The organism is Enterococcus sp. 9E7_DIV0242, assembly GCF_002140975.2.
Lineage (GTDB): Bacteria > Bacillota > Bacilli > Lactobacillales > Enterococcaceae > Enterococcus_L > Enterococcus_L clewellii.
The window spans coordinates 1,138,887-1,163,009 of record NZ_CP147247.1 but is presented as its reverse complement, the minus strand read 5'-3'; the positions used below and the strand labels follow the sequence as shown (position 1 = coordinate 1,163,009).

Annotated in this window: 20 protein-coding genes; 13 read left to right on the top strand and 7 right to left on the bottom strand. The window is 40.2% G+C overall.

From position 1 onward, the window contains the following. The first annotated feature begins 25 nt into the window (after nt 1-25). From pdhA to lpdA, 4 genes are read left to right on the top strand one after another with little or no spacing between them, the layout of a single operon-like run. On the top strand, nt 26-1,135 hold the full coding sequence (pdhA, locus tag A5888_RS05445; RefSeq protein WP_086348179.1) for a pyruvate dehydrogenase (acetyl-transferring) E1 component subunit alpha: 1,110 nt from the start codon (nt 26-28) through the stop codon (nt 1,133-1,135). Nucleotides 1,136-1,137: 2 nt separating this feature from the next. Continuing rightward, a complete protein-coding gene (locus A5888_RS05440) occupies nt 1,138-2,115 on the top strand; it encodes an alpha-ketoacid dehydrogenase subunit beta (RefSeq protein WP_086348178.1) in 978 nt (325 codons plus the stop codon). A gap of 24 nt (nt 2,116-2,139) precedes the next feature. Next, nucleotides 2,140-3,780, top strand: a complete 1,641-nt coding sequence (locus tag A5888_RS05435) for a dihydrolipoyllysine-residue acetyltransferase (protein WP_086348177.1) — start codon at nt 2,140-2,142, stop codon at nt 3,778-3,780. A 7-nt stretch (nt 3,781-3,787) separates the two neighbouring features. After that, on the top strand, nt 3,788-5,194 hold the full coding sequence (lpdA, locus tag A5888_RS05430) for a dihydrolipoyl dehydrogenase (RefSeq protein ID WP_086348176.1): 1,407 nt from the start codon (nt 3,788-3,790) through the stop codon (nt 5,192-5,194). Between the two features lie 210 nt (nt 5,195-5,404). Here lpdA and A5888_RS05425 read toward each other — a convergent pair whose 3' ends face one another. Next, on the bottom strand, nt 5,405-5,842 hold the full coding sequence (locus A5888_RS05425) for a hypothetical protein (protein ID WP_086348175.1): 438 nt from the start codon (nt 5,840-5,842) through the stop codon (nt 5,405-5,407). A gap of 239 nt (nt 5,843-6,081) precedes the next feature. Continuing rightward, complete coding sequence (locus tag A5888_RS05420; protein ID WP_086348174.1) at nt 6,082-7,305, bottom strand: YdcF family protein; 1,224 nt, start codon at nt 7,303-7,305, stop codon at nt 6,082-6,084. Between the two features lie 213 nt (nt 7,306-7,518). Here A5888_RS05420 and A5888_RS05415 point away from each other — a divergent pair, with 213 nt between their 5' ends. From A5888_RS05415 to icd, 6 genes are all read left to right on the top strand, one after another. Beyond that, nucleotides 7,519-7,899 carry a PH domain-containing protein gene (locus A5888_RS05415; RefSeq protein ID WP_086348173.1) on the top strand — a complete coding sequence of 127 codons (381 nt, stop codon included), beginning with the start codon at nt 7,519-7,521 and terminating at the stop codon, nt 7,897-7,899. Nucleotides 7,900-8,108: 209 nt separating this feature from the next. Further along, a complete protein-coding gene (locus A5888_RS05410) occupies nt 8,109-8,552 on the top strand; it encodes a hypothetical protein (protein ID WP_086348172.1) in 444 nt (147 codons plus the stop codon). Nucleotides 8,553-8,828: 276 nt separating this feature from the next. Further along, nucleotides 8,829-9,365 (top strand): GNAT family N-acetyltransferase, encoded by a 537-nt coding sequence (locus tag A5888_RS05405; RefSeq protein WP_086348171.1) that lies wholly within the window; start codon nt 8,829-8,831, stop codon nt 9,363-9,365. A gap of 447 nt (nt 9,366-9,812) precedes the next feature. Next, nucleotides 9,813-12,515: an aconitate hydratase AcnA gene (gene acnA, locus A5888_RS05400; RefSeq protein ID WP_283160580.1), complete on the top strand. Its 2,703-nt coding sequence runs from the start codon at nt 9,813-9,815 to the stop codon at nt 12,513-12,515. A 13-nt stretch (nt 12,516-12,528) separates the two neighbouring features. Then, nucleotides 12,529-13,671, top strand: a complete 1,143-nt coding sequence (locus A5888_RS05395) for a citrate/2-methylcitrate synthase (RefSeq protein WP_086348169.1) — start codon at nt 12,529-12,531, stop codon at nt 13,669-13,671. 20 nt (nt 13,672-13,691) lie between these two features. Beyond that, entirely contained in the window at nt 13,692-14,954 is a 1,263-nt protein-coding gene (gene icd, locus A5888_RS05390) for an NADP-dependent isocitrate dehydrogenase (RefSeq protein ID WP_212647182.1), read from the top strand. A gap of 139 nt (nt 14,955-15,093) precedes the next feature. Here icd and A5888_RS05385 read toward each other — a convergent pair whose 3' ends face one another. The 5 genes from A5888_RS05385 to A5888_RS05365 form a co-directional block, all read right to left on the bottom strand. Next, complete coding sequence (locus tag A5888_RS05385; protein ID WP_086348167.1) at nt 15,094-16,095, bottom strand: RnfABCDGE type electron transport complex subunit D; 1,002 nt, start codon at nt 16,093-16,095, stop codon at nt 15,094-15,096. 8 nt (nt 16,096-16,103) lie between these two features. Then, entirely contained in the window at nt 16,104-17,408 is a 1,305-nt protein-coding gene (rsxC, locus tag A5888_RS05380) for an electron transport complex subunit RsxC (protein ID WP_086348166.1), read from the bottom strand. 263 nt (nt 17,409-17,671) lie between these two features. Beyond that, nucleotides 17,672-17,872, bottom strand: coding sequence for a cold-shock protein (locus tag A5888_RS05375; RefSeq protein ID WP_086275065.1), 201 nt, complete (start codon nt 17,870-17,872; stop codon nt 17,672-17,674). Nucleotides 17,873-18,362: 490 nt separating this feature from the next. Next, on the bottom strand, nt 18,363-18,764 hold the full coding sequence (locus tag A5888_RS05370; protein ID WP_086348165.1) for a hypothetical protein: 402 nt from the start codon (nt 18,762-18,764) through the stop codon (nt 18,363-18,365). Between the two features lie 272 nt (nt 18,765-19,036). Beyond that, on the bottom strand, nt 19,037-20,167 hold the full coding sequence (locus tag A5888_RS05365; protein WP_086348164.1) for a hypothetical protein: 1,131 nt from the start codon (nt 20,165-20,167) through the stop codon (nt 19,037-19,039). Between the two features lie 1,116 nt (nt 20,168-21,283). Here A5888_RS05365 and A5888_RS05360 point away from each other — a divergent pair. The 3 genes from A5888_RS05360 (at nt 21,284) to A5888_RS05350 (ending at nt 24,114) form a co-directional block, all read left to right on the top strand. Continuing rightward, nucleotides 21,284-21,883 (top strand): TetR/AcrR family transcriptional regulator, encoded by a 600-nt coding sequence (locus A5888_RS05360; protein ID WP_249274422.1) that lies wholly within the window; start codon nt 21,284-21,286, stop codon nt 21,881-21,883. 206 nt (nt 21,884-22,089) lie between these two features. Beyond that, nucleotides 22,090-22,770: a metal-dependent hydrolase gene (locus tag A5888_RS05355; protein WP_086348162.1), complete on the top strand. Its 681-nt coding sequence runs from the start codon at nt 22,090-22,092 to the stop codon at nt 22,768-22,770. A 9-nt stretch (nt 22,771-22,779) separates the two neighbouring features. Further along, nucleotides 22,780-24,114 (top strand): DRTGG domain-containing protein, encoded by a 1,335-nt coding sequence (locus A5888_RS05350; protein ID WP_086348161.1) that lies wholly within the window; start codon nt 22,780-22,782, stop codon nt 24,112-24,114. The last annotated feature ends 9 nt before the right edge of the window (nt 24,115-24,123 follow it).

The window sequence follows — 24,123 nt, the reverse complement described above, 5'->3', positions numbered from 1 at the left end:
TTAATAGAGAGGATTGTGTGACAAAATGGCAAACAAGCAAAAACCTATTGACTTCAACCAATTGATGAATGAGGTCAACGCAGAGTTTCCTACCTATCAAGCACTAGATAAGGATGGAAAAGTAGTAAATAAAGATTTGATTCCGGATTTATCAGATGAACAGTTAGTAGATTTGATGACACGTATGGTTTGGTCAAGAGTATTGGACCAACGTTCAACAGCCTTGAACCGTCAAGGACGTCTAGGATTCTACGCACCAACAGCTGGACAAGAAGCGAGTCAGCTGGCAAGTCATTTTGCAATGGAAAAAGAAGATTATCTATTACCTGGGTACCGTGATGTTCCTCAATTGGTTCAGCATGGTCTTCCATTAAAAGAAGCGTTCTTATGGTCTAGAGGACATGCAGGCGGAAATATGTACGCAGAAGACTTACGTGCATTGCCTCCACAAATCATTATTGGTGCGCAATATATCCAAGCAGCTGGTGTTGCTTTGGGCATGAAAAAACGTGGCAAGAAAAATGTTGTCTTCACTTATACAGGTGACGGTGGTTCTTCACAAGGAGATTTCTATGAAGCAATCAACTTTGCCGGAGCATTTCAGGCAAATGGTGTATTTTTTATCCAAAACAATGGTTTTGCGATTTCTACACCACGTGAAAAGCAATCAGCAGCTAAAACATTGGCTCAAAAAGCCGTTGCAGCTGGAATCCCTGGTATCCAAGTAGATGGAATGGACCCATTAGCTGTATATACAGTTGCTAAAGAAGCACGTGACTGGGCAGCAGCGGGAAATGGTCCTGTGTTGATTGAAACATTAACTTACCGTTATGGTCCGCATACCTTATCTGGGGATGACCCAACACGTTACCGTTCGAAAGAAATGGATGATGAATGGCAACAAAAAGATCCATTGGTTCGTTTCCGTAACTATCTTACTGAAAAAGGCTTATGGTCAGAAGAAAAAGAAGAAAAAGTTATTGAAGACACGAAAGAAGAAATCAAAAATGCGATTTCTGAAGCAGATAAAGTTGGCAAACAAAAAGTTTCTCACTTCTTGAAAAACATGTTTGAAGTCCAACCACAAAGTATTAAAGAACAGATTGCAATCTACGAAGCGAAGGAGTCGAAATAATCATGGCACAAAAAACAATGATCCAAGCTATTACTGATGCCCTAGCTCTTGAGTTAGAGAATGACGAAAACGTATTGGTTTTCGGTGAAGATGTTGGTAAAAACGGCGGTGTATTCCGTGCGACAGAAGGTTTACAAGAAAAATTCGGCGAAGACCGTGTCTTCGATACTCCTTTGGCTGAATCAGGAATCGGCGGACTGGCATTCGGGTTAGCTCTTGAAGGTTATCGTCCAGTACCGGAAATCCAGTTCTTTGGATTTATCTTTGAAACAATGGATGCAGTTGTTGCACAAATGGCTCGTACTCGTTACCGTATGAGCGGCACAAGAAATATTCCTGTAACTATCCGTTCACCATTTGGTGGTGGTGTGCATACACCTGAGCTTCACTCAGATAACTTAGAGGGCTTGATGGCTCAATCACCTGGTTTACGTGTCGTTATTCCGTCTAACCCGTATGATGCAAAAGGCTTGCTGATTTCTTCTATTCGCAGCAATGACCCAGTTGTATTCCTTGAGCACATGAAATTATACCGTTCGTTCCGTGAGGAAGTGCCAGATGAAGCATACGAAGTACCATTGGACAAAGCAGCTGTGACTCGTGAAGGAACAGATGTTTCAATCATCACTTATGGTGCGATGGTTCGTGAAGCAATCAAAGCAGCAGATAACTTAGCAAAAGAAGATATTTCTGTAGAGATCATCGATTTACGTACAGTTGCGCCACTTGATGTTGAAACAATCATTGCCTCTGTTGAAAAAACAGGCCGTGTTGTTGTCGTTCAGGAAGCTCAGAGACAAGCCGGTGTAGCTGCACAGGTTGTTTCAGAAATTTCAGAACGTTCTATTCTCTCACTACAAGCACCAATTGGCCGCGTATCAGCACCAGATACCATCTTCCCATTTGGTCAAGCGGAAAATATTTGGTTGCCGAATGCTTCAGATATCGAAGCAAAAGTGAAAGAAATCGCTGCATTTTAATGAGTAAAGAAGGGAAGAAAAACGATGGCTTATCAATTTAAATTACCGGATATCGGTGAAGGGATCGCGGAAGGCGAAATCGTAAAATGGTTCGTACAGCCTGGCGATACAATCAATGAAGATGATACTTTATTAGAAGTACAAAATGATAAATCAGTAGAAGAAATTCCGTCACCAGTAACAGGAATAGTGAAGAGTATTGTTGTTCCTGAAGGGACAGTGGCTAATGTTGGGGATGTATTGGTAGAAATCGATGCACCCGGACACGAAGACAACGAAGGAGATAGCGGTGTGGCTGCGCAGGAACAAACACCTGCCCAACCAGCAGCAGTTCCTGAAGCTTCAGCAGGTTCTTCAGAAGGAGTTTTCCAATTCAAATTACCGGACATCGGTGAAGGAATTGCAGAAGGCGAGATCGTAAAATGGTTTGTAAAAGCTGGGGATACGATCAATGAAGATGATACTTTATTGGAAGTACAAAATGATAAATCAGTAGAAGAAATTCCATCACCAGTAACAGGAACAGTGAAAAACATCGTTGTTTCTGAAGGAACTGTCGCAAATGTTGGGGATGTATTGGTAGAAATCGATGCACCCGGACATAACTCTGCACCTTCAAGTAGTGCAGCAGCGCCAGCGAAAGCAGAGGCAGCTGCAAGTGCACCGGCTTCTGGCTCAGCAGGTGTTGTAGCAGCGGCAGATCCAAACAAACGTGTTTTGGCAATGCCTTCTGTTCGACAATACGCTCGTGAGAAGGATGTAGATATCTCACAAGTTGCACCAACTGGAAAAGGTGGACGTGTAGTGAAAGAAGATATTGACAACTTCTTGACCAATGGTGGTTCAGCTCCGGCAGCATCTGTTTCTACAGAAGCAACCCAAGAAGCAGCGCCAACAGCTACAGCAAGTACACCGGCAGCGCCAGCTAAACCAGCACAACCATTTACATCAAATCTTGGTGAAATGGAAACACGTGAAGCGTTGACACCAATGCGTAAAGCAATTGCAAAAGCAATGGTTAACAGCAAGCATACTGCTCCTCATGTGACTTTGCATGATGAAGTGGAAGTATCTAAGCTTTGGGATCACCGTAAGAAATTCAAAGATGTTGCTGCAGCAAATGGTACCAAATTAACGTTCTTACCATATGTTGTCAAAGCATTGACATCAACTGTTCAAAAATTCCCTGTTCTGAACGCGTCGATTGACGATGCAAAACAGGAAATCGTTTATAAAAATTACTTCAACATTGGTATTGCAACAGATACAGATCAAGGGTTGTATGTACCAAATGTGAAGAATGCAAATATGAAGAGCATGTTCGCGATTGCTGATGAAATCAATGAAAAAGCAGCTCTTGCACATGATGGAAAACTATCTGCACAAGATATGCGTGATGGTTCAATTACAATCAGTAATATTGGTTCAGTAGGTGGCGGCTGGTTTACTCCGGTAATCAACTACCCTGAGGTTGCTATCTTAGGTGTTGGTACAATTGCTCAACAGCCTGTAGTGAATGCTGATGGCGAAATCGTTGTCGGACGTGTCATGAAATTGTCATTGAGCTTTGACCACCGTATCGTCGATGGCGCAACAGCTCAAAAAGCGATGAACAACATCAAACGCTTATTGGCTGACCCTGAATTACTATTGATGGAAGGATGATTGACAAATGGTAGTAGGAGATTTTGCCATTGAATTAGATACAGTTATAATCGGTGCGGGACCTGGCGGCTATGTTGCTGCCATCCGCGCTGCTGAAATGGGACAGAAAGTTGCCATTATCGAACGTGAATTTATCGGCGGAGTGTGTCTGAATGTAGGATGTATTCCTTCGAAAGCATTAATTGCTGCAGGACATCATTACCAAGAATCATTGGATTCAACATTGTTTGGTGTGACAACTGAAAATGTGTCAATAGACTTCACGAAAACACAGGAATGGAAAGACAACAAGGTTGTTAAGTCGTTGACTTCCGGTGTTGGTATGCTTTTGAAAAAGCATAAAGTTGAAATTATAGAAGGCGAAGCATTTTTCGTTGATGACCATACTTTGCGTGTAATCCATCCTGATTCTGCACAAACGTATTCTTTCAACAATGCGATTGTGGCTACAGGTTCTCGTCCGATTGAAATCCCAGGTTTCAAATTCGGCGGACGTGTACTTGATTCAACAGGTGGCTTGAATTTGAAAGAAGTACCTGAAAAATTTGTGATCATCGGTGGCGGTGTCATTGGGGCTGAGCTTGGTGGCGCATATGCCAACCTTGGTTCTGAAGTGACTATTCTTGAAGGCAGTCCATCTATTTTGCCAACGTATGAAAAAGACATGGTCAAAATTGTGGTAGATGATTTTGAGAAAAAAGGTGTGAAGATCGTTACTTCTGCTATGGCAAAAGAAGCAGTAGATAATGGTGACAGTGTGACTGTTAAATATGAAGTAGACGGAAAAGAAGAATCTGTTACAGCGGACTATGTGATGGTTACAGTTGGACGTCGTGCTAATACAGATGATTTGGGTCTTGAGCAAGCGGGTGTTGAAGTTGGCGAACGCGGACTGATCAATGTCGACAAGCAAGGACGCACAAATGTATCAAACATTTTTGCAATCGGGGACATCGTTCCAGGCGCTGCTCTTGCTCATAAAGCAAGCTATGAAGCCAAAGTTGCTGCAGAAGCAATTTCCGGTAAAAAAGTAGCAGTTGATTACAAAGCAATGCCGGCAGTAGCTTTTACAGATCCTGAATTAGCATCTGTTGGGATGACTGTTGCAGAAGCGAAAGAAGCAGGAATAGAAGCAAAAGGCTTCAAATTCCCGTTTGCCGGAAACGGTCGCGCAATTTCTCTTGGTAAAACAGAAGGATTTGTTCGCTTAGTAACGACTGTTGAGGATAATGTGATTATCGGTGCTCAAATTGCCGGTGTCGGTGCAAGTGATATGATTTCTGAAATGGCTCTTGCTATTGAATCAGGCATGAATGCCGAAGATATCGCTTTGACGATCCATCCTCACCCATCTTTAGGTGAAATCGTTATGGATGCTTCTGAATTGGCTTTAGGTTTGCCAATCCACATTTAAGCATATCATATATTTTGTCACACAGAAAAACCGAGCTGGCCATGCTCGGTTTTTTATTTGTTTTCTTATTTAATTGCAGGAAAGCTTTTTAACTATTTATAAGCATTAAGTGGAAGAACGAGTGGAAACTAAAAAAACACCTGTGAACAACGAGGCTGCTGAAAAAGTCTCGTGAACAACAGATGTTTTTTTTAGTAAGCAGATTACTTTTTATTCTTCTACTGGTACCAATACAAGTTTCTTTTCCTCATCGTCTTCAGAGGCGAAAACAACTTTTTTTCCATCCTTAGAAACGGTGTAATCGTCATCCAATCCAAGCAAATCATTTTTCAAATGGATTGTCTCTCCTTCTAATGTGTACTCAACATCAAAGGACATGCTGTTGACAAGGTTTTCCCCAATAGCTTTGCCAATCTCCTCCGCTGTTTCAGCACTATCTGAGCTGGTCTCAGTGGTCATTTTTGGCTTCAAGGTCATGTTTTCCTCATCAAACTTCGCGGTCATCTCCATGCCAACCTCGTCAGCTTCGTCTGTCAGCTCAACAACCCAGTCATTTTCTTGTAATGTTTTTTGAGAAACCTTACTACCGCATGCACTCAATACCATGGTACTTACCAAAATAACGCCCAGTCCTAAAATCTTTTTCATTGTACTAACCCCTTTTATCTATTGTTTGTTACATAAAAAGTATACCATATCAATTCAGTAGATTCGCCTTCTTTCTTGAAGGAGGAAACGGATTTTTTGAGTAAAAAAATCTGTACGCGAATGTTTTTAAACATAATAGCTGATATGTAGCAGTTTATACTAATAAAAAAACAGTTAAGAAAATCCGTAAGGGTAACGGTCTCTCTTAGCTGTTTTTGTTTAACTTTTCTTATGCTACACTACATTCCGGTTAATGAGCCGAGAACTAGCTGTAAAAGAGCAAATAGTAAGTACACACCAACGATTGTCGCACAGACCATGATATGTCTTCTTTTTCGCATTAATACGATTGCCGCAAACTCTCGTAAGAAGGCATTTGGTAGAAAGTAAAAGGCGGTTTTAGCCCCGATGCCGTCCGCTTTCAAACCTGCTTCGCGAGCAAAAAGTCCAGCACGAAATAGATGGAAATTATTGGTTGTAAATATTGCTTGATAGTTACTGCTTCCAAAGTCTTCTTCCATGATTTCTTTTGAGAAACGCATATTTTCCAAGGTGTTGACAGAATTTGCTTCTACCAGAATATTGGTTTCAGGAATGCCTTTTTCTATGGCATATTGCTTCATTGCCAATCCTTCTGCTAAATGCTCATCATCGCCTTTTCCGCCAGACATGATGATTTTAGGGACCTTTTCTGTTTTTTTAATTTGTTTGTTATAGAAATACATCGCTTTTTCAATCCGATTTCCTAACAACGGAGGGACACGCTTTCCATCTATCAATCCTGCGCCTAAAACAATGATGTAGTCTTGTGTATACTTGGGTCTGTTGAACTGGTAAATAATGGAAATGGTTAGAAAATTGTAAAAAACAATAGCAAAGTAAGCCAATATTACTGGAAATATAGAAAAAATCGATGCTAGCCAATCAGGTAAAAAATGGCCTGAAACATAATCCAGTATTAGGAGACCTGTCAATCCAGTTGCCAGAAACAGTGTTAGAAGATTTGCCAATGAATGGCCTTCCTTTCGCCAAACGATCAAAGCGTTCCAATAGAGAAAGATGATCAGTGCATATAACCCAACCAATGCTAACAGAAAGAGAATAGCAAGTACGCCTACAAGAAACAGAATCAGTAGATAATCCTGTGTGTTGATGGCCAGTAAGCCAAGGTAACCGCCAAAACTAATAAGGAAAATATTGAAAAACAGCCCGTTGCGAAGTCGCCGTTTTTCCTTTTTGTAGAGATATAGAAATCCTCCTAAAAAAATCAGCGGAATAGCAACAAAATAGCTGCCGCTTTTAATCTCCAGATTAAGCAAATAGAGGATAAAACAAACGCCTGTCCAAGCAAGCTCATAAAGGAACCAATTGCCTTTGACCTTTCGTGTTCTGTTCCATAAAGGAATCAGAAGCAAACCCAAAAAATAAAGAATAAATAATGACATTTCAAAATGAACCTTCATATAGATAACCCCTTTAAAAATGAACTATACACTTAGTATAGCGAAAAAAGTCTGGAAAAGATAACAAAATCTACTGATGTCGGATGTGGTGGTTCAGTCAATACTGAGAGGGTTATAGACTTTTGAGCGCAGCATAACCTGTGCAAAATGAACTTTGCCCTGCATCTGTGGATTTGCTATAATTGATTTACTAATATCAAGGAGGAAGTAGAAATGGGCTTGTTTAGTGGAATGATAGGAAATGCTTCAGCACATTCAACAGAAAAAGTAGAGGATAAATTAAAGGATTTTTTAGCTCCCGGAGAGCATGTGGAGCTTGCTTATAAACTGATCAGAGACATGGTTGTTTTTACAGATAAACGGTTGATCTTGATTGATAAGCAAGGGATGACAGGGAAAAAGACGGAGTACAAATGTATCCCTTATCGTTCTATTTCAAGATTTTCAGTAGAAACATCTGGGCATTTTGATTTAGATTCTGAATTAAACATCTGGATTTCCGGAAGTATAGAACCGGCAGAAGTTCTACAGTTTGGTAAAGATAAGAATATTCTGGAAGTGCAGCGAGCACTGGCAACAGCTGTTTTAAGATAGTAACGGGTGTTTTAAGGTCTGAATCAAAAGGTTGCTGTTTGATGAAATATGCCGCGCTATACAAAGCTTTTGTCATGAGCCTTTGTGTAGCTCGGCTTATTTTGATTTAGTATGTAACCTTAATTCTATGAGCGTGCCCTTTTCTCTTTTAGATAGAGGTCACTTCATTTGCAGTGGCAATAGTCTATTATAATGAGAGGAGAATAAAATTGTCAGATCAATATACCTATATTAGTTCTTCTGATCCGAAGCATCAGTTATCCGAGTCGGTTGCGATGCAGATAATCGCTACTCTTGGAAGCATACTGCCAGAGCTCCATATCACGTATGAGGCCTTTGATCAAATTCGTTTCATTGACTGTGGACAAAATTTTTCTCAGGTTCGGTGTTCCTATTGTGGTAAAAATATCACTGAATGGTGGGGCGATGAGATGGAGCGCTGTCATTCAGTTAATTTTGAGAATCTGTATATCGTCGTTCCTTGTTGTAAAAGGATAATGATGCTTAGTCAACTACATTACTCATGGCCATGTAGTTTTGCCCGTTATGCGTTTCGCATTGAAAATATGGAAAGATCAATTGAGCCGACTATCCTGTCTGAGATATCTGGCTTAGCTGGAACAGCATTGGTATTGATTCACCAACATATTTAATGGCTTACTGTTCGTTGCGTAAAAATGATTTTCATAGCGACTGTTGTTTCTGTATCGTGTTCCTTTTATAATAGTAGATAGATGAATTGGACAAAATAAAGGATCGTGAAAGTGCACTTCATTGTTTACTTTTACAAGCAAGTACCTATTTTTTCAGAACTATTGATTCTTGTGCAATTCATGTAGAGGATCAAAGGAGGCTTTTGTTTGAAAAACTTATGTTTATTGTCGGTAGTAGGCTTTTCTCATAGATAATCAACGAGGAGAGTGGAAGAAATGAACAGTCGGATAAAAGAAGCGAGTAGCAAGGATAAAGAAGTAATTTATACTGTTGAAGAACAAGCTTTTGGAGAAACAGATGAGGCGATCTTAGTAGAGAAACTGGTTGCTGATCCTACCTCGAAACCAATCGTGTCTCTATTGGCCTTTGATGAGCAGCAAGCTGTTGGCCATATTTTGTTTACAAAAGGGAGGTTGGTCGGTGCTGAAGAGCTATCGGTCATGATTTTGGGTCCGTTAGCTGTCATTCCGGACTATCAAAAACAAGGAATTGGTGGTCAATTGATTGAAGCGGGACTAACAAGGCTAAAGGATATGGGAACCGATCTTGTTTTTGTTTTAGGGCATATCGAGTATTATCCAAGGCATGGGTTTAGACCGGCGTTACCTCAGGGTTTTCTTCCGCCATACCCTACAAAAAAGGGATTAGAGGATGCTTGGATGGTCATGGATTTATTGGCTGAAGGAAAAATTAGCAGCTATGAAGGACAGATTCAATGCTCTGAAGCTTTTATGCTTCCTGAATATTGGTAATAGTTTTAGGTAACAAAGGAACTTATCTAATAGAATAGGATAAACGAACGTCGAGTACGGGTTGCTTTAGCAAGCTGTACTTGACTTTTTTGTTTATATTACAGGTACAATGGCTAGGCTGTTATTTAACAGTGAATTATTCAAAAACATACAGATGGAAGAAAACGGCTTCATTTTTTCGATATTTTCTCTATCTCTCTTCATTCGATGTAATATGTGAAAATGATTAAAAAACAATGAGTTTCATTGGGAGACGTATGATCAATTGCAACGGGAAAGAATAAATAACTATTAAATCTAAAGCGTTTCTGACATTTTTATGTGAGGGATATGTCATATCTAAACCAGTGCGATAAAGCCTAAAGTGTTTACATTTTATTTTTAAGTAGGTATAATAACTGAAAATTAGAAAAAAATGAGAAAATAGAGAGAAGGAGGAGTTGGGTGTTGAGTAAACGCTTCTTTGAGTTGAATGGTAGAAAGTATCGCTATGATTCATTGGCTTCGTTGGAAGATGAATATGGCATTACCCTTTCGAAGCTACCATATAGTATTCGAGTATTGCTGGAAGGATTGATTCGCCAGAAAAATGATTTTGAGATTACGGACGATCACATTCGTTCGTTAGCCTTTTGGAATCCAGAGAAACCAGTGAGCGGAGAGGTACCTTTCAAGCCGGCACGTGTCATTTTACAGGATTTTACTGGTGTACCTGTCGTTGTTGATTTGGCTTCTCTACGTGAGACTTATGCAGCCTTTGGCGGCGATCCTCAGAACATCAATCCTGAAATCCCAGTTGATCTGGTCATCGATCATTCTGTACAAGTAGATGTAGCCGGAAATAAATATGCGTTAGAGCGCAATATGAAAATGGAATTCCAGAGAAATCAAGAGCGCTACAAATTTTTGAATTGGGCACAGACTGCTTTTGATAACTATCGGGTGGTACCTCCGGCAACAGGCATTGTTCATCAAGTAAACATTGAGTATCTGGCGGATGTAGTGATTCAGAAAAAAATCGATGAACAAACAATAGATGTATACCCAGACACTTTAGTGGGAACAGACTCACATACGACAATGGTCAATGGCCTCGGCGTTCTTGGCTGGGGTGTCGGTGGCATAGAAGCAGAGGCGTGTATGTTGGGAGAGCCTTCTTACTTCCCTGTACCTGAAGTGATTGGTGTTCGTTTGGTCAATCAGCTGGCAAAAGGTGCGACTGCGACTGACTTAGCCCTAAAGGTCACACAAGTATTGAGAGAGACCAAGGTTGTTGGAAAATTTGTTGAATTTTTGGGCGAAGGTCTTCAATCTTTGTCATTGGCAGATCGTGCAACGATTGCCAATATGGCCCCAGAGTATGGCGCTACCTGTGGTTTTTTCCCAGTTGACGATGAAACAATTCGCTATTTGAAGCTGACTGGAAGAGAACCGGAAGCTATTGCGGTAACACAAGCCTACCTGAAAGAAAATCATCTCTATTATTCCCCGGAAGATGCTATCGGTTATTCAAAAACGGTAGAAATCGATTTAAGTGATATCCAGCCGAATCTGGCCGGTCCAAAGAGACCACAAGACCTCATTCCGTTAGCACAAATGAAAGAATCCTTTGAACGAACATTTAAATCAGCAAACACACTTCTTGATTCAAATGCGATTGAGAAAAAAGAAGAAGCGATTCGCGTAACATTGGATGGTGAAACGTATGATTTAAAAGATGGTGCAGTTGCGATTGCAGCAATCACATCTTGTACAAATACGTCAAATCCTCATGTCATGCTAAGTGCCGGATTGGTTGCGAAAAAGGCTGTTGAAAAAGGGTTGACTGTTCCTAAGTTTGTCAAAGCTTCACTTGCCCCTGGATCAAAGGTTGTTACAGCTTACTTAGAGGATGCAGGCTTATTGCCTTATCTGGAGCAGCTTGGGTTTTATGTGGTTGGTTATGGCTGCACGACTTGTATTGGTAATTCCGGAAGTCTGAGAGAAGAAATTGAAGCAGTCATGGAAAAAGAAGAGTTGCTGTTATCCGGTGTATTAAGTGGGAATCGAAATTTTGAAGGAAGAATTCATCCGTTGGTTAAAGCGAACTATTTGGCTTCTCCGCCTTTAGTTGTTCTCTATGCACTTGCTGGAACAACGGATATTGATTTGATCACTGAGCCGCTGGGCTATGACCAAACGGGCAGTCCGGTATTTCTGAAAGATATTTGGCCGGAGGAAGAAGAAATTCGCGAGTATGTCGATTCATGGGTAACACCGGAGTTGTTCCAAACACATTATCAGGAAGTGTTTGATGCCAATGAAGAATGGAACAACTTTCATTCTGAACCGACACCATTATATGAATGGGAAGGTAGCTCTACTTATATTGCTAATCCACCTTACTTGGATGGAATGGGCATTGAAATAAATCCTATTAAAGGATTGGCAGGGTTGTCCGTTCTTGCGAAGTTTGGAGATTCTGTGACGACAGATCATATTTCACCAGCAGGGATTATTCAGAGGACTAGCCCAGCCGGCTGTTATTTGACGGAGCATGGAGCAGCAGTACGTGACTTTAATTCTTACGGTTCCAGACGAGGGCATCATGAAGTAATGATGCGAGGAACCTTAGCCAACATTCGTATCCGAAATCAGCTGGTTCCGGAAATTGAAGGAGGCTACACGAAGTATTTTCCGACAGGAGACACCTTGTCGATTTATGATGCAGCTATGAACTATAAAGAGCAGGGAATGGGAACGATTATTCTTGCCGGAGAAGATTACGGCATGGGTTCGTCTCGTGATTGGGCGGCTAAAGGAGTCCAACTATTAGGTGTTCAAGCAGTGATAGCTAAAAGCTATGAGCGTATTCATCGCTCTAACTTGGTGATGATGGGGATTGTCCCGTTGCAATATAAAGCTGGGGAAGATTCGGATACATTGGGCTTAAATGGCACAGAACGATTTGATATTTTGTTGAAAGATGATGTTGCTGTGGGTGACGAGGTTGTTGTACATGCACATAAGGAAACGGGAGAAATCATCGAGTTTTCAGCAATCGTCCGTTTTGATTCAGCTGTGGATATCAGCTATTATCGACACGGTGGAATTCTACCGATGGTTATTCGAAAAAAACTTTTCAGAGAAGCTGCAAGCAATCAAAGGTAAGGGAGGAACACAAATGAAGGTTCATAAAGGACTGGACGGCGTGATCGTTTCTGAAACAAAAATCAGCGCGATCGTAGATAACCAACTGTTGTTTGCCGGATATAATATTGATGAATTGATCGAGAAAGAAATTCCTTTTGAAGAAGTTATTTATTTGCTGTGGTATTTACAAGTACCTAGCTTGGAAGAGCTGGCAGCTTTTCAACAGGTTCTTTATGCGCAGATGCCGGTTTCAGACACAATCATTACCAGCTTGAAGATTCAGACCCGTGAGAACCTTCATCCGATGAGTGTACTTCGTTCAACGATTTCTCTTCTGGGGGTTTTTGATCCGGATGCAGAGGAAACAGATCGTGAAGCCATTTATAGCCAGAGTATCGCGATCCAAGCGAAGATGCCAACGATTATTGCTGCTTACGCACGACTACGACGAGGACTTGATCCAATTCCTCCTAAACAAGACGGGACGCCTATCGCAGCGAATTTTCTGTATATGCTGACGGGAGAAATGCCTGATGAAGAACAGGTAAAGGCAATGAATCGTTCGCTTGTTCTCCATGCAGACCATGATTTTAATGCTAGCACCTTTACAGCGCGTGTCTGTGCGTCTACGCTATCCGATGTTTATTCTTGCATCACAGCGGCAATCGGCTCTTTGAAAGGCCCACTTCATGGTGGAGCCAATGAAAAAGTGTTCGATATGCTTCGCGAGATTGATGAAGGAGAAATACCGGTTGAAGAGTATCTTGATCAGAAAATGGATCGTAAAGAGAAGGTCATGGGCTTTGGTCATCGTGTTTACAAAATAGAAGATCCGCGGAAAAAACATTTAAAACGTATGGCGCAGGAGCTAACGACAACGACTGGTAAGCAACAGTGGTACTTCCTTTCTTGCCAGATCGAACAATACTTGAAAGAGAAAAAGGGGTTGATCCCTAATGTCGATTTCTATTCAGCTACCGTTTATCATTGCCTTGGTATAGACAGTGATTTATTCACCTTGCTATTTGCGATGAGTAGGGTTTCCGGGTGGTTAGGTCACATTTATGAGCAAAAAAATGAAGATTGTTTGATTCGACCAAGATCTCTTTATGTGGGAGAGAAGCATGAACAGTACCCGGTCAAATCAAGGGAGCAGGGGGGAATGGAAGCTTGAATCAAGAAGGACAGCTTACAATGAAAGATGGAAAAATACAGGTGCCGGAGCAACCGATCATCCCATTTATTGAAGGCGATGGGATTGGTCCCGAAATATGGGCAGCCAGCAGAAAAGTGTTTGATGCTGCTGTAGAGAAGGCTTATCAGGGGAAACGGCGGGTTATGTGGAAAGAGATTTTGGCTGGTGAGAAAGCGTTCAATGAAACTGGGAGCTGGCTGCCTGAGGAAACACTTGAAACAATTCGCACGCATTTAGTCGCAATCAAAGGTCCATTGACAACGCCAATTGGTGGTGGCTTTCGTTCTCTGAATGTGACCTTACGTCAAGAGCTGGACCTATATATTTGTTATCGTCCTGTTCGTTATTTTGAAGGTGTGCCGTCTCCTTTGAAGCATCCGGAACGGACAGACATGCAGATATTTCGAGAAAACACAGAAGATATTTATGCTGGCATCGAGTTTCCGGCAGAAAGTGAAGAAGCACAGAAGCTTATTTCATTTTTGAAAAATGAGCTTGGAAGCGAGAAAATCCGTTTTCCAGAGACCTCTGCTATTGGGATAAAACCAGTGTCAAAAGATGGGACTCAAAGACTAGTTCGGGCAGCAATCCAACAAGCTATCGATCAAAAAAGAAAATCAGTCACGCTTGTTCATAAAGGAAATATCATGAAGTTTACAGAGGGTGGTTTCAAGCAATGGGGCTATGACCTGGCTGAACAGGAATTTGGTGAGCATGTCTTTACTTGGTCAACTTACTTGTCAATCAAAAAAGAGGTAGGCGCTGCTAAAGCGGATCAGGCATTGGCAAAGGCTGAACAAGAGGGAAAAGTGATTATTAAGGATCGAATTGCTGATATATTCCTGCAGGAGATTTTGATTCATCCGGAGCAGTATGATGTTATTGCAACCTTGAATCTGAATGGCGATTATATCTCGGATGCCTTAGCTGCTCAGGTAGGCGGTATAGGAATTGCGCCAGGGGCCAATATGAATCTGCAATCTGGTCATGCTATTTTTGAAGCAACACATGGAACTGCACCGGAGTACGCCGGATTGGATCAGTTGAACCCTTCCTCTTTGTTGTTGTCGGGAGCGTTGCTCTTTGATTATTTAGGCTGGGGAGAAGCGGCAACTCTCATTACAGAGAGTATTGCAGAAGCAATTCGAAATAAAACGGTCACGCAAGATTTTGCTGATCAGATGGAACAGGCAGAAAAGCTGAAATGTTCAGAATTTGGCGAATTACTTGTTGGACTTATTCAAAAGAACAGCGAAATATAGAATAAAAAGGCAATGAAAATGAGTGATGGTTCTATCTGCATCTCACAGGTAGAACCACTCTTTTCTGTTGCCTTTTAGTGTTTATCAAGAAGAAAATATCAAATACAATAGTATTGCTTTCGCCCAACACAAAGTCACATTAGTTCTGTTTTTGTTTTATAGGTTGCCCATAGGCTTTTGGGATGATTAGGTAGTCGATCAATGGAACAAAGCAGTTCATGATCAATAGAATAAAGGTCATTCCTTCCGGCATAGAAGTAAACAGGCGCCAAGCCATCAATAGAGCACCGCAACAAACACCATATAGGATCTGTCCTTTTGACGTGGTGGGGGAGGTACTGTAATCTGTCGCCATAAAGAATACGCCTAACATTGTAGCTCCGCCGAATAGATGAGCAAAAGCAATAGTCAGGTTCCCGTCTCCTGCGATGAAAGCCAAAATAGCGATCGTTCCGAGCATGGAAAAAGGAATCTGCCATGTAATCACTTTTTTATAAAGAAGAAACAAGCCTCCTAGCAGTAACAAAAGGGCTGCTGTCTCAGCATTTTTTCCGGGAATCAATCCTATAAGGCTATCAAGCATTTGAGTCTTTGACAAACTCTGTCCAGATTCTGCAGTCATCAAGGGGGTCGCAGAAGAAACGACATCTAATCCGCTTGTAGAGAACAACGGCTGTGGCAGCACATTTGCGGACATTTCCTGAACAAAAAGCAAGCGTAGTACAGCTCTTCCTGCTAAAGCAGGATTCAATAGATTTCGTCCGATACCTCCGAAAAGCTCCTTAGATAATAGGATTGCGATACTTCCGCCTACTATGGGGTACCATAACGGAACACTTGGCGGTAAACTCATTGCTAATAAGACCGCCGTCACTAAGACAGAGCGATCTTTTGGTATAGATTGATTTCGTAGCTTAAACCAAATGAATTCTGATAAGATACACGTAATAAGCGTAATGATATACAGTAAAAGAGAGGGCAGACCATAGAAGAGGATGGAAGCAACGATGCTTGGCAGGAGTGCAAGCAAAACCAGATTCATAAGATGTTCAGTTTTTTCCTGAAACAATAAATGCGGAGAAGCTTCCATCATTGGGTACCGTTTACTGCGAATCGACTCGAGTGATTGATTAGGTTTCATTGTCCTCACTACCTTTCTTTAATAACTTTCTGTCCGGCAACAATATGCTCTGCCAGATGTCGACGCGCTGGACAAATATAGGTGCAGCATCCGCAATTGATACAGCGATCCGCATATAATTTTTTCATTCGTTTCCAATTTTTCTTCAAGTAGTTCTTCTCCAACTGATGTGGCAATAACCCAATGGGACAGACATTGACACATCGGGCACAATTGATACATGGACTTGGCGTGCTGTCTCTGTCATGTGTTTCATTGATTACGATCAGGCCATTGGCAGCTTTTGTTAAAGAGGCATCTAGGGTATCGACTGTTTGTCCCATCATAAACCCACCCGTAATGACCTTGGAAGGACGACCATCAAACCCACCACAAAATTCAATCATGTCGTTCACAGTTGTTCCTATCGGAAAATAGACATTCTTTTGCTTTTTTACATCTCCAACTACCGAACAAATCCGATGACTTAAAGGGGCACCGAATGCGACTGCTTCATAAACGGCGACGGTCGTAGCAACATTGATGACTAGATAACCCAAGTCTCTAGTAGAACCACCAACTGGCTCTTCTAAGCCTGATACAGCCTTAAACAATAACTCGGTGCTTCCCTGCGGGTAAATAGATGGAACTTCTAATACGTTGAGATTTGATGTATCTTTGCACCACTCAGTCATTATTGAGATTGCTTCCTGTTTATCATCTTCAATGACAATGATGCCTTCATCTGCACCTGTAGCTTTTAAAACAAGCTGACATCCTTTCAACAGCTTTTCACCTTGTGTAGCCATTAAGGCTGCATCTGCCATCAACAAAGGTTCACATTCTGCTCCATTAAAAATGCACGTGTGAATCGTTTCTTTAGGGTTCAGTTTGACATGACTGGGAAAAGTAGCCCCACCCAGACCGACTACTCCTGCTGCTTCTACAAGGTCAACAATCATTTTCTTGGTAGGCGTATGCGTTAAAAGAGGGGCGTTTTCCATATAAGTTTCTTGAAAATCGTTTTTGATTATGACACAGCGTACTTCATCGCCTTGCCCTTGGTCGATATTTCTAATAGCAGTGACTTTTCCTGAAACACTCGCATGGATATGGGCTCCTAAACCATCTCCCGTTGTTGCTATCGTTTGTCCGATTGCTACTTTTTCGCCAACTGTAACAATTACTTCTGAAGCGTCACCGATGTGTTGCTGGACAGGAATATATACTTTTTTCGGATGGATTGCTTCCACCTCTTTATAGGCATCGATTCCCCGTAACTGTAATACATCATCGTGGTGAAGATCTAACCCACCTCTGAACGATTTTATCATCTCACTTCCTCCAATATTCATTGTAATTTTAGTATAACATGACCTATTTAAAGTAAAAAAAGATATGGTATCTAGTACTAGTTCCTTAGATTGTCCGCTTAACTAGTGGGGTTATCAAGTGTTTAGTTAAGTGAGGGGGCATGGTTTGGAGGTAGAAGAGAAAAAGGATGAGCATTAGGATAGGAAAAGAAGGACGAGGCTAATTTATAGTTTCTTAGCAAAAAAAAAGCCTGACCGAAGTCAGGCTAAAAGTTTAATTTGAATTAAGCTTTGTTTACGTTAGTTGCTTGAGGTCCGCGTTGTCCGTCTTCGATGTCGAAAGTAACTGCTTGACCTTCTTCTAAAGTTTTGAATCCGTCGCCTTGGATAGCTGAGAAATGAACGAATACGTCGTTTCCGTTTTCAGCAGTGATAAATCCAAAACCTTTGTCTGAGTTAAACCATTTTACTGTACCTGTTTCCATGATAGAAAATCCTCCTTATGTTTCAAAAAATTATTTTGCAATTACTTGAAAGGTGAAAATGTGGAGGATGTTTACTATAACAATGAAACAACTACACATATATTACCGAACAAAAACTACATTTATTACTATAACATAAATTTTCTCATTTGCATAGTAAATAGACCAATTATTAATTTTTTCATTAGTGTAAATAAATATTCTTTATATCAAAAAAATCTATGTTATACTATTTATACATTAAGCGTTTGAATATGAAAGCGGAGCAGTGATCATCTTTAAGAAATCTATTCCGAAGGCGCAGTCTTGGAGCTGCATAGATTTGAAAGTAGGAAGGGTTCAGATTGTTTAGATGAGAGTGATCAGCTGACCGCTAATAGATAGTTTTACCCGATTTTCTAACTAACAAAGTATTTTAATGAACTTAATCAAAAAAGTGCCCACAATGCTTGGATAAGTATTGTGGGTACGTCTATTTTATGGATCCTTTTTATTTTCGTTTTAACGTCAGTGACTTAAACATAAGGTTAGCGCCACCGATGATGAAGGTAAGCATCAATATATAAGAAAATAGTGAGGTTCTGGATAAGCGAATGTGAACCGTTGTAACAATACTGACAATAATGAGAGCTATCCCGAGTATCGCTAAAATTTTACCGATGATCGATTTGGTGTTGTTGAAAATCATAACAATACCAATAACCAATGGGATGACTGTCCAACCGTTAGATACACCAAAACCACCGACTCGGAACATGCTGTAACTGAACCATGAAGAGCTGACTGTCAGCTGATTAAAAAACAGAAACAGGCCAATTGCCAGAAGGCCCATTCCGATGAAAAAATTTGGTGGTTTAGGCTCTTTCCTACTATATTTGTTTGAGTTATTCATTTTACTTCTTACCCCTTTCAACCTTTAACAGCAAAAACTCATGAAAATAAATTCAGTCGCTTCTGTCTGTTCTAACAATCCTTTTTACTTAGCAAGTATTTTGCCAAATTGTGTTCTTTAACTTTATCATAGAATGCTGGGCTTTTGAATATCAAAAATGATTCTTTAGGTAGCTGAAATAGTCGTTTAGGGATGAACGCAATCGAAAAAAACACAAAGCTGATTGAATGAATCCATCGGCTTTGTGTTTTTTTCGATTTGTATTAAAACTATCAGTATCTTAAAATGCCTGCTAATGATTTTTCGTCGGGGGCCGCCTGTTGGTCAAGGACGAACACTTTGCCTCCTGTTTGAATCACGGCGTAAGCAGTATTATTTAGCAGCTTTCTCCGATCAAATTCTAAAGATGACATCTCAGTTGTTTCATTGACAAAATTCGATGTAGCGATAAAAAAGTGAGACAGTCGTCCTTCACTTGCAGCAGGGACAATGTCAACGAGCTGATCAACGAATTTTTTATCCAACAGTTCGTTATAAGAGTCAGTTTCCAATTTTTCTAATTCTTGACTGATTTTTTCAGCCCCTAATTTTATTTCTTTGATAGAGACTTGAGCAGGTGAGGCTGATACTGCTACATTTGTATTCAGATAAGGATTTTTTGCTATTTTTTTGAACATTGTTTGATTTTCAGGCAATGCATAAAGGAAAATCGGTAATTTTTTAGGATTTTCAAAGGTATCCTTGAAGTAGGCATCGATCGCTTGATAATAGTTGACCCAATCAATTTCCACTTCTTCATCCTTGGTACTGACACCATGATAGGTAACGCCTTCTTTTCCTGAACCGTTATAGCCGGAACCTGAGCCAGTCGTATAGTTTAAGTTCCCGCCAGTTAGTTCATCTCCAAGCGCACTGACTAAATCAGTTGGTGCATCCTCTGGAAGTGTCACTGCAGTTACGTTTGGACCTTCGACAAGATACAATGACATGGAGTCTCTATTAAGAGCCAGGAGATAGTAATCGTAAGTAAACTGCTGATCTTTGATGATACCAAGTAGATAAGGTTTTTTGCCCACATAATACTGATTATCCACTGGCACATTCAATCTATATAAGAATGTTTCGTCCTGTGTAAAAATAATGGTAATGCTTTTCGTTGTGTTTCTCCAGAAGGCTGCATCAGCTTCCAGATCGTTGATTTTTTTCTGAAAAGGTGCCCAGTCAAAATCAGCGAATCGTTTTTCGAATCTTATTTTCGCTGCTTTGGCAAGGTTTTTGAAAGCAAGAATATCTTTACTGATATCTTGATGAGCAACATGGGTATTCAAAACAAACGTGACAAAAGGACCTTGAATTTCATCTGAGAATAATTCATTGAAACGAGTTTTTCCATTATCTGGCATAATCAATTCCTCCTATAGTGAAACGTTTTCTGTCTATATTTCCTGTTAAATGGGTTCTTCAAAAGAAGAATATACGAATGGCTAAGAAAAACATTTTATCTCTTCGTTATTTAGCAGGATTTATATATAAAAAGTGTAGCACAAGGAGGTGAATGTTTGAAATGATATGATTAGCGGTAAATAGGGGATAATTCAGGTTTTCTCATGGAAATTTTAATAAATCCATAGAGCTTCCTCATGTTTGCTGTTTCAATCTGTACTAAAATGGGTGTATGCCAATTATCCCGAATTGGTTTTTCATACTTACTCCTACCAAGAGTAAATAACAACCTTCATTTCCACCACATTACCCGATGTGGTGGTTTTTTATTTTATTTAAGGAAAGAACAAAAATAGTAGCTTTTTTCAATAAGAATACAAACTTCGTTGTCAATTATTCTGTTAAGGTTATTCCTCATTTTTTTCAGTAGACAATTCATTACTGAGTCTAACACATTTCATTTCCATCAATTTAATTGAGAGGTACTTTTTAAGTACATTTGTTTGTATATTCAGAAGTGGGTTAATTTACATGAGCTAGAATCATGGAGAAGAGAAATTATGGGAGTAAAGCAATCAAGCTTGTAACCAGAAATGTTAGACCTAGAATGAGAGTCAAAAAGAAGCCAAAAATATTATGCATATTCAAGCTGTTTCCATTTCCTTGATATTTTGAAATGATAAGTCTTGAATCAGAAAAATATTTCCCTTTTTCTTTTTTTGAGCGAAAAATGCTAGGTAGTGCAAAGGTTGGATAGGCGAGCAATAGGAAAGCTAGGAATAAATTTAGGCTAATGTTCATTTAAACGCACCTTCTTCATATGTTTGATTAAATTATAACACAGAGGAAGCAGGTAGGGGAGGCATCGGTCGGTCTCAATAGTATGAAATCAGACTGCAAGAAAATGAAAGCACGCAACGCCAGTATTAACAAATCAGCTAAATAAAAATCCTTTTTCTCAACACACTGTTGATTTCTTGTCTTTCTTACTTTATCATGAAGAAAATCAACGAATCGCTTTTCTTACTTATTCAAGGAATCATAGCTGAATGGATAAGAAAATTTAAGGAGGCCCTATGTCAACGAAAACTGAACAAACGAAAGAGCATATCATCGCTGTTTTTATGAGATTGATGAGGGACAATGGTTTTGAGAAGATGACAGTGGCACAGCTGGCACGAGAAGCTGAAATAAATCGTGGCACCTTCTATTTACATTATCCTGATAAGTATGCGGTGTTGGAAGAAGTCCAAGAAGACATTTATCAGAATTTTGAGACGATCGTTACAAAATACATTGGTGTTTCGCTTATAGAGAAGCAAGTGCATCAGTCCGTATCCTTGGAAGAATTATTTCGTAGTGCGTGTCTGCAGTTAATGAACTTTTTATATGAACGAAAAGAAGTTGCACAGATTTTTTTAGGAGAAAATGGTGATACACACTTTATTGAACGACTTGAGAAAGTCTATACAGATGTAGTTAGAGGGAAAATAAAAAAGCAACTCTCTGTTTCTGAGGATTTTCAATTGGAGTTTGTCTTTTCTGGAGCAATCGCTATAGTGAAGAAATGGATTCGAGAAGGTGCAGAGCAATCACCAGAGGAAGTCTCTCAGCTTTTAGCAGAATGTATGACCTCGTCACCGATTCATATATTTGAACGAATTGAAGCGGAATGATAATGTATTTTCAATAAGTAAAATAGACAACCACACGAGCGGAATTTACGCGAGCGTGGTTGTTTATTTTTTTGCTTAGGAAGCAACTGTTATACTGTAAATCAAAAACTGTACTAAAATTTGCTCTTTTCTGCTATAATTTACAAAGAAGAGATGAACAGGAATCCGTTTAGTTGATGTTTTTGGTTGAACAAGGAGGCAGAATAATGAAGCTGATATACCATGGACATTCATGTATAGAAATACAATTAGCAGATGGAACGAATCTTTTGATCGATCCATTTATTACTGGAAATCCAGTCAGTGATTTGATCGCTGAGAAAGTAAAAACAGATGTGATTCTTGTAACACATGGTCATGATGATCATGTAGGTGACACCGTGTCAATCGCCAAAAAGAATGAGGCGTTGGTCGTTGGGATAGTCGAGATTGCGAACTTTGTTGAGAAACAGGGGATTTCAAGCCATGGGATGAACCTTGGTGGTAAGCATGATTTTTCTTTCGGTCGGGTTCAGCTGGTTCCGGCCTTGCACAGCTCTGGCTATGATTATCAAGGTGAGACACTTTATATGGGCGAACCGGCGGGAATCATTTTTCAAGCAGAGGGTAAGACGATTTATCACGCAGGAGATACAGCATTGTTTACAGATATGAAATTATTGAATGTTTTTTATGATATCGATATGGCATTTCTTCCAATTGGCGATAATTTTACTATGGGACCAGAAGAAGCTGGGATTGCGGCTGAGTATATTCAAGCGAAAACAGTAGTGCCGATTCATTACAACACATTCGATTTGATTCGTCAGGATGCGTCAGCTTTTGTTGATCGATTGAGAACAGGGACAGGTAAAGTCATGCTGGTTGGTGACAGTATAGAACTATAGGAGGCTACTATGGCAACAAAACATGATCAAATCTTACAGCATATTGAAAGCCTGCCGATTGGGGATAGGATTTCAGTTAGAAGCATTGCAAAGAATTTAGGAGTTAGCGAAGGTACGGCATATAGAGCAATCAAGGATGCCGAGAATATCGGACTGGTCTCTACGATCCAACGTGTAGGAACGATTCGAATCGAACGCAAATTAAAAAAACATATAGAAAAACTAACATTTGGCGAGGTTGTCCGAATTATTGAAGGGGATGTCTTAGGCGGTTCTTCCGGATTAGATAAGGTGTTAAATAAATTCGTTATTGGTGCCATGACTAAGAAAGCTATGGTTCGCTATATCACGCCGGGCTCATTGATGATTGTCGGAAATCGACATGAAGTGCAGAAGCTTGCGCTGGAAAATGGTGCAGCAGTTTTGATCACCGGAGGGTTTGATACAGACGAAGAAATTGAAAAGCTGGCAGATGAGCTGGAAATGCCTGTTTTGCGTACGACCTATGATACGTTTACTGTAGCCACTATGATCAACCGCGCGTTGAGCGACCAGTTGATTAAAAAGGATATTATGTTAGTTAGCGACATCTATACAACCCTTGATAAGACGAATTATTTGAGTAGTACAAATACTATTGCGGATTATCAGAAAATGTCTGAGGAGACCTCTCATTCCCGTTTTCCGGTTGTAAATAAAAATATGCGCCTGGTGGGAATCATTACAGCAAAGGATGTTATTGGCAAGAACGATGTGACGACTATTGATAAGGTGATGACCAAAGAACCGATCGTTGTAAAAAAAACAATGAGTGTTGCCAGTGTCAGCCATCAAATGATTTGGGATGGACTGGAAGTCATGCCCGTTGTGGAAGATGATTTTTCTTTAGTTGGCTTGGTTTCACGGCAGGACGTCATGAAAGCCATGCAGCTCGTGCAGCGACAAACACAGATTGCAGATACCATTTCTGATCAAATTTCCGGAGAGGTCATTATTTCAGAGGACCAAGGTCAGGAAAAAGGAAAGCTAGAAACACCATCCTTTACCTTCCATGTGACACCACAGATGGTCAATGGTGTAGGGACGATTTCTTTTGGTGTATTGAGTGAAATTGTTTCGAATGTGACACAGCGGACGATGATTGTGAATCAAAAGAGAAATGTATTGATTGAACAGGTAAATCTTTATTATTTACGCTTGATTCAATTAGAAAGCGACTTGGATATTCGTCCAAGAATTTTGGAACTGGGAAGACGTTCCGCAAAATTAGATGTGGAAATTTACTTGGAAAATGCTTTGGTAGCGAAAGCCATTGTTGTCTGTCAAGTAATGGAGCGTTCGTAGGAGGAAGAA

What these genes read in the sequence shown, in the direction of transcription:
- pdhA (WP_086348179.1), top strand. Translation starts at nt 26, where the DNA reads ATGGCAAACAAGCAAAAACCTATTGACTTCAACCAATTGATGAATGAG.
- A5888_RS05440 (WP_086348178.1), top strand. Translation starts at nt 1,138, where the DNA reads ATGGCACAAAAAACAATGATCCAAGCTATTACTGATGCCCTAGCTCTT.
- A5888_RS05435 (WP_086348177.1), top strand. Translation starts at nt 2,140, where the DNA reads ATGGCTTATCAATTTAAATTACCGGATATCGGTGAAGGGATCGCGGAA.
- lpdA (WP_086348176.1), top strand. Translation starts at nt 3,788, where the DNA reads ATGGTAGTAGGAGATTTTGCCATTGAATTAGATACAGTTATAATCGGT.
- A5888_RS05425 (WP_086348175.1), bottom strand. Translation starts at nt 5,842, where the DNA reads ATGAAAAAGATTTTAGGACTGGGCGTTATTTTGGTAAGTACCATGGTA.
- A5888_RS05420 (WP_086348174.1), bottom strand. Translation starts at nt 7,305, where the DNA reads ATGAAGGTTCATTTTGAAATGTCATTATTTATTCTTTATTTTTTGGGT.
- A5888_RS05415 (WP_086348173.1), top strand. Translation starts at nt 7,519, where the DNA reads ATGGGCTTGTTTAGTGGAATGATAGGAAATGCTTCAGCACATTCAACA.
- A5888_RS05405 (WP_086348171.1), top strand. Translation starts at nt 8,829, where the DNA reads ATGAACAGTCGGATAAAAGAAGCGAGTAGCAAGGATAAAGAAGTAATT.
- A5888_RS05395 (WP_086348169.1), top strand. Translation starts at nt 12,529, where the DNA reads ATGAAGGTTCATAAAGGACTGGACGGCGTGATCGTTTCTGAAACAAAA.
- icd (WP_212647182.1), top strand. Translation starts at nt 13,692, where the DNA reads ATGAAAGATGGAAAAATACAGGTGCCGGAGCAACCGATCATCCCATTT.
- A5888_RS05385 (WP_086348167.1), bottom strand. Translation starts at nt 16,095, where the DNA reads ATGAAACCTAATCAATCACTCGAGTCGATTCGCAGTAAACGGTACCCA.
- rsxC (WP_086348166.1), bottom strand. Translation starts at nt 17,408, where the DNA reads ATGATAAAATCGTTCAGAGGTGGGTTAGATCTTCACCACGATGATGTA.
- A5888_RS05375 (WP_086275065.1), bottom strand. Translation starts at nt 17,872, where the DNA reads ATGGAAACAGGTACAGTAAAATGGTTTAACTCAGACAAAGGTTTTGGA.
- A5888_RS05370 (WP_086348165.1), bottom strand. Translation starts at nt 18,764, where the DNA reads ATGAATAACTCAAACAAATATAGTAGGAAAGAGCCTAAACCACCAAAT.
- A5888_RS05365 (WP_086348164.1), bottom strand. Translation starts at nt 20,167, where the DNA reads ATGCCAGATAATGGAAAAACTCGTTTCAATGAATTATTCTCAGATGAA.
- A5888_RS05360 (WP_249274422.1), top strand. Translation starts at nt 21,284, where the DNA reads ATGTCAACGAAAACTGAACAAACGAAAGAGCATATCATCGCTGTTTTT.
- A5888_RS05355 (WP_086348162.1), top strand. Translation starts at nt 22,090, where the DNA reads ATGAAGCTGATATACCATGGACATTCATGTATAGAAATACAATTAGCA.
- A5888_RS05350 (WP_086348161.1), top strand. Translation starts at nt 22,780, where the DNA reads ATGGCAACAAAACATGATCAAATCTTACAGCATATTGAAAGCCTGCCG.